Raw genomic sequence first — 12,586 nt, forward strand, 5'->3', positions numbered from 1 at the left:
CTCCTTCTCCGCGAAAGGTGCGGAGTGCCATGTTCGTGTCGGTTTAGGCCGAAACCATCGGTTTCAGCGGTTGCAGCGCCGAGAGTGCCGAGAGATTGCCCTGTATCTTGGCGATCGACTCTTCGAGCCGATAGAAGGTGAGTAGCAGCCGTTCGCGTGACTTGTCGAGACGCACGTTCAGCACGTCGATGCGTTCGTTGTTGGTAATGAGTTTGTTGTCGAGCGTCTCCAAACGCTTGACCAGCAGCGCGTTGTCCGAAGCGGCGAACTGCTTCACCAATTCGTCGAGGCGAAACGCCACGCCGGAGTTGGCGTTGGTAAAGAGTTGCTCGACGGCAGTCGGGTCGTTGGTAAAGCGAGTTTTCAGCGCATTGGCGTCGAAGCTCAGTTGGCCGTTCTCCCCCAGCTTGATGCCGAGCACGCCCAGCGATTGCACCGCACCTGTGCCGGCAAAGCGGCCGCTCAACACCTCGGCGAGCGCTCCTTCGAGTCGCTGCAGATTGGAGTCGCCCTGCAGCACGCCTTTGGCGCCCGTCGTGGCGTTGAAGGCCGTGAGCGTATCGATGCGCGTGCGAATCTTGTTGTACGAGTCGACAAACGACTGCACCGCCGTCGTCAGGTTGGCGTCGCTTTGCGAGACGCTGACGCTGACCGACGAGCTGGAGGTGCCCAGGATCGTCACCGACAGACCGCCGACGAGATCGGCGAAGCCGTTCGAACTCGAGGCGGCAATCACGCCCCCAGGGCCCGACCCGGCGCCGTAGTACAACAGCGCATCTTGAGCCCGCGAGATCTCGCTGAAGTTGAACGACGCGTTCGACGTATCGATGAGCAGTTCTGCCGCCGTGCCGGTTTTCGATGACAAGAGCGTGAAGCGATAGGAGCCGCTGAGCGAGCCGTCGTTGAAGAGCGTCGACGTGACCCCCACCCCCTTGCTGTTGATCAAAGAAACGACATCGTCGAGCGTCCGCGTGCCGTCGAGCTCGACCGTGAAGGTCGTCGTGCCATCGATCACCTTGGTCGGCACGGAGTCGACGACCTGGATCGTCATCTGCCCCAGCAGGTGCAGATCGCGGGCCGTGTTCGACGACCCTTCGCTCGCGGCCATCGTGCCGGAACCGTGGGCCGTGTCGACCAGCAGGATACCGTCGCCGCGCTCGTTGATGCGCCCTTCGATGCCGATGCCCAGCCGGCGGATTGCCGTGAGCACGTCGCCGATCGTCTGGATCGATTCGTCCGCCAGGTTCAGCGTGCCCGAAACGCCCGCGGTGTCGGTGAGCTTGACCGTGCCGCGCGTGACTCCCGCTCCGCCGTTGTACGACGAGAGCAGGGTATTCTCGCTGATCGATTGCAGACGGAGGCTCTGACTGTTGACCGACGTGACCGTCGCGTTGATCGCCAGGCTCAGCTTCTCGGCCGTCTGCGAGGCAGGCACGACGTTCGAGACGATTAGATTACTGACAGTCGATCCCGTGGTATCCGCGAGCGAAATTCCGTTGCGGGCACTGTTCACGGCCGCTTCGATACCAATGCCGGCCGCGTTGATCGCATCGATGACCTCTTGCAGGGTCTCGGCGGTCGACAGGTCGACCGTGGCCGAGGCGCCACTTCGGTCGGTGAGCGAGAGCGTGCCCAGGGTGCCCAACCCTTTGCCGCCGTTCAGATTTCGCAGCAGTGCCGTGTTGAAGCCGGCAAAGAGGCGCCCGCCCGTGATCGTGTCGCTGCTGGCGGCCGCGGCGAGGCCCAGATCTTCGGCGGCCTTCGAGCCATTCAGGCTGACGACCTCGAACGTGCCGCCGTTGTCGGCCGTGAGATCGGTGAGCAGGATGCGGTCGCCGTCCGGGGCAATCTCAGCGCGCAAGCGGGCAGGGTCGGCCGCGTTGAGCACGGCCAGTACCTCGCCCAGCGTCAGCTCGTTGGTGGCGGCCAGCGGTTCGACGAGCGCCCCCCCCGAGGTGATCGTGGTATCGGTGTCGAGGATGAGCCCCGATCCATCGTTGCCATTGGCGTTCGCCGCGTGGAAGATCTGCCCGGCAACCGGGTCGTTGTTCAACGCGGCAATCACGTTCGCCGCCGTCGTGCCGCCGTCGTTGATCTGGAAGACAAGACGCTTGTTGTCGGGATCGCTGTCGTCGTATTGAACCGTCTCTTCGCCGGGGTTCACCGACGGGTTGTACTGGAACTCGATCGTCACGTCATCGAAGCCACTTCCAGGCTGGACCGCCGTGAACGCGATTTGCGCATGGGCGCCGCTATGGCCTGGCGTGGTGGCCGTGGCCGGCGGGCCCGCCGTGACGGCCGTATCGGTGACCGAGACGGCCGACGTACCGTTGGCGCCCGAAGGTAGCGCTGCCTTGAACGCCTTGCTCGCCGTGGCATCGCGATTGAGCGCGTCCCGAATTTGCGCGGCGGTCGTGTTGCCGGCGTCGATCTTGAACACCAGCCGCTTGTCTTGCGGATCGTTGTCGTCGTAAAAGACGGTTTCGTTGCCCGCTGTGATGTTGGCGTCGTCCTCGAAGACGATCTCCACGTCCTCGTAGGCGCTGCCTCCCTCGACCGCGGTGAACACGACGCGGGCGTTTGGGTCGAGCGCGTCGGTCGTCGTCGTGGCCCGGGTGCCGCTGCGTGCGAGCCGGGCGAAGTCGATCGTCAGCGGACTGCTACTATCGCGAAAACGTACCTCCATGTCGGCCAGTAGATGGTCGAAACGGACGCCGTTGCCGCCGTTGAGGCGATCGAGACGCAACTGATCGAACAGCCTGACGACGTCCTGGCCATCGGCCTGACTGGCGGCGACATTGATGCCGGCCAGGCCGAGCGAGGCGGCCGTGGCGCCCCCCACTTCCTGCACGCGCAGGTTCGCGACGCTCTCGCCGCTGAGATCGACGAGGCGAAGGCGATCGCCGTGCAGCTCGGCCCGCACCGAGATCGTGCCGTTCGAGTTGATCGCCGTGAGGACGTCGTTCGTCGTGCGGGCCCGCGTCAGATCGATTTCGGCCGAGGCGCCGCTACGATCGGTGATGCGGATCTTGCCCCGTTCGAGCCCCGTGCCTCCGCCGAGCACATCGAGATTCGTATCGCCATTAACGAAGCCACCGAAGCCGAACGAGAAGCTGCCCGTGGGCAGCGCGCTTGTCTTGCTAGCGATCGGCGTGCTGATTACCTGGTGCGACTGGGCGAGCCGCAACGGCGTGAATTGGTAAACGCCGAGCGCGGCGTTGTTGCTGGCGGTGACACTGACCAGGTCGGGACTCGAGCTGATGGCGGTACGCTGCTGGAAAAGCGTGCTTTGGCCGAGCCGCCGAGCCGCCAACTGCATCGACAGCAGCATGGCCGAGATTTCGGTCAGTGCGACCTGCTGCGATTCGAGCCCCTTGTTGCGGTCGACGATGAGATCGCGCGGCCGCGCCTGCAGCGCAATCAGCTTCTCGACCGTCTCTTGGATCGGTATGCCGCTGATGAGGCCGACGTTGCTGGTGATGCGTCCCATGTCGCGCGGTTCGTCTCGCGTTCTGGCCGGCTGATGGTGCGCTCGGCGCGCATTGCTAGCGGCCCGTATCCCATAGGAATCGACTGGCGAGAGCCGAATCGTTAGGAAATTTTTGCCGTACGTGCCGGCTGCGACGATGACACCGATAATCCCGCCGGGCAGCGGGGCAGTCTTGCTTCGGCCGAAGGCAAAGCCAGCCTGCGCTGAGCCGAGAGGGCCGCCAGGGCGCCCTGGACCCGCCCTAATAGTTCGGGCCAGTCTCCGTCGGTGCGCTGCCGCCAGAGTCGTACGCGCGGATACCACAGGCAATCGCTACGATCGCCAAGCCATCGCCACCCCCAGTGACGCGGCAACAGCGCCCACGTGGGCGTGCCCACGGCTCCGGCGAGGTGGACCGTGGCATTGCCGACCGAGATCATCAGATCGAGCGAGCTCGCCAAGGCCGCCAGCTCGTCGATGTCGTTGCGCAGATCGACTTCGTCGAACGAGTAAATGCGCCGGCGGATCTCGGCCGGCAGTTGTTCGAACTCCTGGCGCGTGGCCTTGTACTGCAAGTTGACGAAGCACACGTTGGGCACGGCGAGCAACTCGCTCCACTGCCCCAAGAGGCACGACCGGCGACGCGCGCACGCGCGATAGCCCGCTCCCTGACCAGCGCCGTCGAGGAGCTTGCTGTCGGCGCCTCCCCGCCAGGAGATCCCCACTTTGAGCCCTGGCCCCAACTCTTGCAGACGGGCTTTCCAATGCTCGACGCGCGCGGCATCGGCCATCAGCAGTGCCCCTCGCCTGGGAAAGTCACGCTCCGAGCGGCGCACGAAGCGAGGCAGGCTGCCCGCCGGCACATGGCAATCGGCATCCGCTGCAAGCTCGCGCCAAGGCTCCCCGCCCCGTTCGACTCCGAACACGGTCGCCCGCGGAAACGAGCGCTGGAACAACGTAGCCAGACGACGATCGCAAGTGAGTGTGACGTGCTTCGCCCGCGCGATGATCTCCGGCAGGCAGGTGGCGAACATGATCTCGTCGCCAATGCCTTGCTCGGCATGCACGAAAAGATGCTGTGACGCGAGCGACGAGCCCTCCCAGGCGGGGCAGGCAAAGCGTCGCGCACGCTGATTCGTGCGTGTCGCGAAACGCCACTCGTATTCGTCCCAGCCTTCGGCAAAGCGCTCTTGCTGTACCAAGAGCAGCGCCCGATGGAGGTGCGCATCGGCATCTTGGGGATTCGCCGCCAGGGCACGCTCGTACGTGGCCAGGGCAAGCTCGTGTTCGCCGAGATCCTCGTGGAGCACGCCGAGATTCGTCAGGGCCTTGGCATCCTGGGGCCGCAGCAGAAGCGCCGAGCGAATTTCTACGAGGGCCGCGGTCGTGTCTCCCAACTCATGTAGCGCCGTCGCCAGATTCACGCGCGTTTCGAACGCCGCCGGGTGCTCGGCCAGAACGTGGCGATACTCGCGCAGCGCGTCCTCCAGCTTGCCCTGGGCCTGGTAGACGCTGCCCAGATTGTTGCGCGCCGACATGCTCGCCGGCGCGACTTCGAGGGCGCGCTGGTACCAAAGGCAGGCCCGATCGGCACTCGCGAGAGACAGCCAGCAGTCCCCTCCGCGGATCAACGCCTGCACGTGACCGGGTTCGATCGCCAGAGCACGTTTGTAGTGTGTTAGCGCGCGATCGTGCTGGGCGAGCGACTCCAGCAGCGAGCCGATCTCGAAGTGGATGGCCGCGTCGCCCGGGTGCAGCCTGGCGGCGCGCGACAAGCTGCGCGCGGCGGCGACCACATCGCCGCGCTCGCGCAGCAAGATGCCAAGCTGCAGCGATGCCTCGGCATGGCGCGGCTCGAACCGCAGTATTTCGCGGTAGCTTGCTTCGGCTGCGTCGAGCTGGCCGCGACGGTGCTGCTCGGCGGCCTGCGCCCATAATTCAGCCACGCTGGGCTTCATCGGCCGCCCCGCTTCATAGGTTGCCTGGTGTCGCCGAGTTGAGGGGCGTGGGGCCGCGGCGCCGCCCTGTCGACGCGGTACTGCACGGGGCCGCACTCTGGCTCGCCGCTGGCAAGGAACGTCCGCACGTGCTCGAGCGCCTTGGCGAAGGGGGCGGTCCAATCGCCGGGCGACTCCTGTCGCAGCAGGCGTACGCTGGGGTACCAGGGGCTGTCCGCGCGGCGCAGCATCCAGCGCCAACTCGGTACATAGGGGAGCAGCACCAGCGTCGGCACTCCCAACGCGCCCGACAGGTGTACGCCGGCGTTCGTCACCGAGATGACCAGATCGAGCGCCGAGATCTGCGCTGCCTGGCCATCGAGATCGATCAACGGATCGACGTCGTCCCAATCGTGGATCGCGATGGATAGCTTCTGTCCGCGAATGGCGCGTCGCTGTTCGCCATACTGCAAGTTGATATACGAAACACCAGGCAGCTCGAAAAGTTCCTTCCAGGCGTCAAAGGGTGTCGAGCGCAAGCGGCGCTCGTCGACGTCCGCGCCGCCGCTCCAGGCGATGCCGATTTTCCAGGTGCGTCCCAGCGACGCGAAGCGCGCGCGCCACTGGTCGGTCTCCGCCGGATCGACGGTCAGATACGACACGCGTTCCGGAAAGCTGGCCAACTCCGGCCGCAGAAAACGGGGCAGGCTGCCGGCGAGCACTTGCACGTCGATCGGTTGGTCGCGCAGGACCGTGTTCAGCTCCTCGGCCCCCTTCGTGCCGCAAATGGTGGCCGTGGGGAACGATCGCGCGTAGAGCGGTACGAGACGCGGATCGCACTCGACCACGCAATGCCGCGCGTGCGCGATCAAGTCGGGCAGGCAAGAGGCGAACATGATCTCGTCGCCCACACCTTGCTCGGCCTGCACGAAGATCGATTTGCCCGCCAGCGACGCGCCGTCCCACATCGGACGATCGAGTCGGGCCTTCGGCTGCTGCGTCACAGGTTGATTCTGCCAGCGCTGCTCGTACTGGCGCCAGCCTTCGCTCAGCCGGCCCTCGAGCAAATGGATCATGGCGCGGCTCACCAGCGCCGGCGTATAGCCAGGTTGATGCACCAGTGCTTGATCGTAGGCGGCAGCAGCGCCAGCGATATCGCCCGCTTCCAACAGGGCCATGGCCAGGTTCATCTGGCCACTGGCCGGGTCGAAGCCGGCCGCCAGCGCGGCACGGTAGTGCTCCACCGCTTCCGCCGGCCTCGCCAGCGAACGCAAGGTCTTGGCGAGATTCGTATGCGCCTTGGCATAGTTCGGACGCAAGGCGAGCGCTTGCCGGTAGGCTTTCACCGCATCGTCGAACTGCTCGAGCTTGCGCAGCAGGTTGGCTCGGTTGTAGTGCAACTCGGGCTGGCGATGATCGAGGGCAATCGCCGCATCGAAGGCCGCCAGTGCCTCGAGCGGACAGTCGAGTTCGTCGAGCGCGTTCCCCAGCCCCATCTGGGCCCCCCACAGGCGAGGATTCAACTCGGCCGCGCGCCGATAGTGGGCGAGCGATTGTTCGTGATCTCCCAACTCTTGGAGCATGCTGGCCAGATCGAGTTGAGCCGTGGCCAGCTCGGGATGGATCTCGGCGACCGTGCGATACGCGCATAATGCCTCGTCGAGTCGACCGAGCTTGCGCAACGAAGTACCGCAACCGAAGTAAGGCTCGGCCAGGCGAGGGGCGAGGTCCGAAGCATGGCGAAAGCTTTCGATCGCCTCCTCGTCTCGGTCGAGTGCCTGCTGCGCACAGCCGAGATTGTTCCAACATTCGGCCGAACGGGGCGCAAGTTCCGTCGCCTCGACGAGCTTCCGGATCGCCTCGTCGGCGCGACCACATTGCTGCAAAGCCGCGCCCAGGCAGTTCAACAGGTTGGCATCGCCTGGCTGGAGTTCAAGCGCGCGGTCCAGTGACGTGACGGCGTCCGGCCAGCGACCCAATTGGAGTTGAAGCTGCGCGAGCTCGATCCACGCGGCGGCCAGATCGGTCTCGTATTGCACGGCGCGCGACAGCCAGGCGAGGGCGTCGTTGTTCCGCCCCTCGGCACGGTAGATGCCGCCCAATTGCTGACAAGCGGCCGCATCGTGGGGACGCAATTCGAGAACCCGTTCCAGGGCGTGCGTGGCCTCGCGGAACCGTCCCGAATCGCGCAAGGCGACCGCGCGAGCGAATTGACGATCGGCCTCGCCAGGATTGCTCGCGGGAGACTTCTTCCCGGTTTTCGCCGGCGGGGGTGTGGTTTCGTTGGCTGCTGTTGCGGCAGGCAGCGCGCCGCCGGCCGGCCGATTCTTCGTTGCGGTGCGCGCGGTGTGCTCGGCAATGAATCCGTTCAGCCGTGCCGAGATCCGCTGGAAAAGCCCCGTCCAGCCGTCCGCTTCGGATTGGCGGAAGAGCTCCACGCTCGTGTACCAGGGAATCGTATCGGTGTGCAGCATCCAGCGCCAGCCGGGCACGCGCGGCAGAATGGCCCAGGCCGGCACGCCTAACGCCCCCGCCATGTGGACCGACGTGTTCCCGACGGCGACTACCAGATCGAGCGCGGCGATCTGCGCCGCGACCGAGTCGAGCTCGCCCAGCGGATCGGCCTCGGGCCATTCGTGTATTTTGACATTCCACTGCCGCTCGGCCTGCTCGAGTTCCAACTGACAGTCGCCATACTGCAAGTTGATGAAATGGGCGCCCGGTGTTTCGATCAAGGGTCGCCACAGTTCGAACTGCGTCGCGCGCCGCAATTGTTCCTTGGCCACGCCGCCGGCACGCCACGAGATACCGATCTTCGGGCCAGTTCCCAGCGAGGCGAATCGCTCGCGCCACTGACGAACTTTTTCGGCGTCGGGCACGAGATAATGCGTCCGTTTCGGAAAACTCTCCCAGGTCGGCCGGTAGCGCAGCGGCAAGCTCCCCATCGGCGTGTAGCAATCGATCGGCACGGGGGGCACCCATTGATTGCCGTCCGAACGCAAAAAACCGTGAACGGTGGCCTGGGGGAACGATCGCGCAAAAAGCTTCGCCAGGCGTGGCTGGCAGCCGATGACGCAATGTTTGGCCTGCGCCACGACGTCGGGAAAGCACGAGGAGAACATCACCTCGTCGCCGATCCCCTGTTCGGCAAGAATGAGAATGTTCTTGCCCGTCAGCGATGAACCATCCCACAGCGGGCGCGGGCAACGGTCGAGCACGACCTCGCCGGCTTTTTCGCGCCACTCGTACTTCTGCCAGCCTTCGGCGAAGTGCCCGAGCTGCAGCAGAGTCATGGCGGTGTTCCACTGTGCCTTGGCGTATTCGGGCTCGAGCTCACACGCCTGGCGGTAGATGGGCAGGGCCTCTTCCGCGCGGCCCAGGTGAAACAGCACGTTGGCCAGGTTGTAGGCCGCTTTCGCGCACTTCGGCGCCAGCTCGTACGCGAGCTGGCAGACGGGCAGGGCGTCGGCAATCCGCCCGAGCCGTTCGAGCAGCCCCCCCAGATTGAGTTGCGACTCGGCGAAGCCCGGCTGCGCGGCGATCGATTTCTCGAGATGGGCGACCGCTTCGTCAAGTCGCTCGAGATTGACGAGCGCGGTCGCCGCGTGGTGGTGGTAGAGGTAGTGATTCGGTTCGAGTTTCAAGACTTCCGTGAGGTGCTCGAGCGCCTCGGCCGAGCGCTCTGTCTGCAAGAGCAGAATCGCCAGACGATGCCGCGCGGTGGTGTGATTCGGCACGCGGGCCAGGAGCCGCCGGTAGCGGTCCTCGGCCGGTGCGAAATCGCGCGCATCGTGATAGCGTCCGGCCTCGAGCAGCAGCGATTCGACACGGGCTAGTTCCTTGCGCGAGGCGGGTTTCGCCGACTTCGAACTCGACGAAGGGGGAGCCGACTCGTGCCGAGCGCGGATGCGCGACCGCAGGCGACTTTCGGCATTGCGGAAGACAGGGCCCCATTCGTCGGCTTTGCTCTGCCGCAGCAGCTCGACCTCGCCATACCAGGGCATCTGGTCCCCCTCGAGCAACCAACGCCAGCCCGGTACTTGGGGCAGCACCACCAACGTGGGCACGCCGAGCGCGCCGGCCAGGTGTACTGTCGTGTTGCCCACGGAGAGGACGTAATCGAGTGCGGCGATTTGTGCCGCCACGGGGTCGAGGTCCCCCAACGGATCGACCTCGGCGAAATGGTGAATCGTCAGGCCATATTTCGTGCGGGCCTCGTCCAGTTCGCGCTGACATTCGCCGTATTGCAGGTTGATGAATTGCGCCCCCTCGACGCGCAGCAGCGACTGCCATTGTTCGAGCGGCGCCGTGCGGCGCCGTTGCTCCTTGCCCAGGCCCCCAGCGCGCCAGGAGATGCCCACTTTGAGCCCCGGTCCCAACTCGGCGAATCGTCGGCGCCATGCGTCGACCTGTTTCGCATCGGGCACCAAGTAACTGGCACGACGTGGAAAACTGGCCAGGTCGCGACGCAAATACTGGGGAGCGCTGCCGGCGTGAAGGTGAAAGTCGACGCGCTCGGGCGGAACGAACGTGCGCCCTGCTCCCCGCGCAAAGGCACAGATCGTCGCCTGCGGGAACGATCGTCGCAGCAGTTGTTCGAGCCGCGGGCTGCAGGTGAACGTGCATCGCTCGGCCTGGGACAACAAGTCGGGATAGAGCGAGGCGAACATTACCTCGTCCCCCACGCCCTGTTCGGCCAGCACGGCCAGGCGTTTCCCACGGAGCGATTCGCCCGACCAACGCGGAGCATCGCACCGATCGAGATGAGCCACGCCGGCGGCTTCACGCCACTCGTAGCGTTGCCAGCCTTCGTCGAAACGGCCCAACTGCAACCGCGCCATCGCGCCGTTCCAGGGGGCGTAGGGGAATTTGGGGTCGAGTTCGGCCGCCAGATCGAGGTGCTCGATCGCCTCGGTCGCCTTGCCCAGGTGGAACAGCACGGTGCCGTGGCCATAGCGGGCACGCACGTCTCGCGGCGCGTACTTGACCGCGCGCGTCGACATCGGCAGGGCATCGCCGAAGCGCCCCTCCGCTTCGAGGAGTCCGGTGAGTCGTACGTAGGCCTCGGCGAACGTGGGCTTCATGGCCACGGCCATTTGCAGCGCCGCGATCGCCTCACGCTTGCGGCCTAGCTCCTCGAGCGCCGAGGCGCGGTGAAAATGGACGAGCGCGTCGGAATCGTCGATCGCCAGCGCGCGATCGAGCCACGACAACGATTCTTCGTGTCGGCCCGTCTGGCAGCAGAGCACGCCGAGATGGTGTAACGCATCCGCGTGACCCGGCTCGCGGCGCAGGATCTCGCGGTAGCCCGCTTCGGCGGTTGCAAGATCTCCAGCGCAATGCCGGGCATGGATGGCATCGAAGGGAAGCGCTTCGGCCTTTGAATCGGAACCTGCCGAGCGGGTGTTCTCCGGCGCAAGACGCTGCTGCAAACGCACGGCGACGTCGGCGAAGACGTCTTGCCACTGGCCATCGCGCGATTGTCGGAACAGCTCCACACACGAGTACCACGGCAGCTCGCCCCCTTCGAGCAGCCACCGCCACCCGGGCACGCGCGGGACAATGGCCCAAGTCGGCACACCCAGGGCGCCAGCGAGATGCACCGTGGTGTTGCCCACCGCGATGACCAGATCGAGCGCGGCAATCTGCGCCGCCGACTCGTCCAGATCTCGCAGCGGATCGCACTCGGGCCAGTCGTGGAGCATGACACCGAATTCTTGCGAAACACGAGTCAGTTCCTCGCGGCAGTCGCCATACTGCAAGTTGACGAACTGTACGCCTGGTATGGTCAACAGGGGACGCCAGTCCCGCAGCTCCGTAGTGCGGCGCAATTGCTCCTTGGCCAGACCACCGGCACGCCACGCGATGCCAATCTTCAATCCACGGCCGAGCGCGGAAAACTTCTCGCGCCAAGCGGCGATCTTCTGCGGATCGGCGACGAGATAAGTGCGCTCGCGCGGAAAACTCTCCCACGAACGACGATACCAGCGCGGCAAACTGCCGAGCGGGCTTTGCCAGTCGCTCGCCGGTATATCGAGCGACATGCCCGTACCGCTGGCGGACAGAGCACAAACCTTGGCCTGCGGAAAGGAACGCGCAAAAAGCGGTACGAGCCGGTCTCGGCAGGCGATCGTTACCCGAGCGGCCTGCTGCAGCACGTCGGGCAGGCACGAGGCGAACATGATCTCGTCGCCAATGCCTTGCTCGCCGTGCAGGAAGATCGATTGGTTTGCCAGGGATGAGCCATCCCAAGCGGGGGCCGGCGAGAGCCCCCGCGGAAGGCGATGTTCGACGGTGCGCCACTCGTATTCATCCCAGCCGGTCTCGAAACGCCCCGCGACCAGCAGCGATTGCGACAGCGACCAATGTGCCTTGGCAAAGCTCGGATCCAGCGCGACGGCCCGCCGCTGGGTGGCGATCGATTCTTCTACCCTTCCCAAGTGATAGAGAATATTTCCCAGGTTGCAGTGGACGCGGGGGTGGTGTGGCGCCAGTTGCACGCCGCGCTGGGCGAAGGGCAGGGCCTCGGCAAAGCGCCCCTGTCGCTCGAGCGTGCCGGCCAGGTTGATGTGCGCCTCGGGCAAGTCGGGCGAGATCTCGAGAGCACGGCGCAGATGACGCTCGGCCTCGCCGAGTTGGCCAGCCGCGGCGTGTGCCATGCCCAGCAGCGCGGCGCTCAGGCTATTGCCACGATCGAGCGAGACCGCGCGCGCCAGATGCTCGACGGCGAGCTCGGGGCGTTTCGTCTCGAGCGCGAGACGCCCCAGCCCTTCGTGTGCGCCGGCATATTCGGGTTCCGTTCGCAGCAGGTGTCGGTAGAGACCTTCCGCCAGATGATACTGACGGGCACGGTGGTAATCTCGGGCCTGTCGTAGTGCTTCGTCGTGCGTCACGATGTTTCTTCCCGAACGCGGTGAAGCCTTGTCTGGGACGACCGTATCCAGGGCTCGCCACAGGGCGCGCTCAGCGCGCACTTCAATAAGAGGGTCGGCCTCGGCGCGGGAGCGACTCGACCGGGAATTCCGGTTTTGCGGACTAGAGGGTCGCTTTCGCTAAAAGTGGTGTTCGCCAGCATTGCGCCCTGTTCGCCAGTGATGGTCCGAACCGATGCTAGCGCAAGAGTGCTGGCAGAATCGGGTATCTGTCTTCGACGTGTAGCGGTTCGGGCCGGCCACGCTGC

Annotated in this window: 3 protein-coding genes; all 3 read right to left on the reverse strand. The window is 65.4% G+C overall.

All coding sequences use genetic code 11. The features are described from left to right. Nucleotides 1–43: 43 nt before the first annotated feature. Nucleotides 44–3,490 carry a flagellar filament capping protein FliD gene (gene fliD / locus KF708_22235; protein ID MBX3415419.1) on the reverse strand — a complete coding sequence of 1,149 codons (3,447 nt, stop codon included), beginning with the start codon at nt 3,488–3,490 and terminating at the stop codon, nt 44–46. A 101-nt stretch (nt 3,491–3,591) separates the two neighbouring features. Beyond that, nucleotides 3,592–5,415 (reverse strand): tetratricopeptide repeat protein, encoded by a 1,824-nt coding sequence (locus KF708_22240; protein MBX3415420.1) that lies wholly within the window; start codon nt 5,413–5,415, stop codon nt 3,592–3,594. 8 nt (nt 5,416–5,423) lie between these two features. Continuing rightward, nucleotides 5,424–12,299 carry a tetratricopeptide repeat protein gene (locus tag KF708_22245; protein ID MBX3415421.1) on the reverse strand — a complete coding sequence of 2,292 codons (6,876 nt, stop codon included), beginning with the start codon at nt 12,297–12,299 and terminating at the stop codon, nt 5,424–5,426. Between the last annotated feature and the right edge of the window lie 287 nt (nt 12,300–12,586).

This window comes from Pirellulales bacterium, from assembly GCA_019636335.1.
Taxonomy (GTDB): Bacteria; Planctomycetota; Planctomycetia; order Pirellulales; family JAEUIK01; genus JAHBXR01.

What these genes read in the sequence shown, in the direction of transcription:
- fliD (MBX3415419.1), bottom strand. Translation starts at nt 3,490, where the DNA reads ATGGGACGCATCACCAGCAACGTCGGCCTCATCAGCGGCATACCGATC.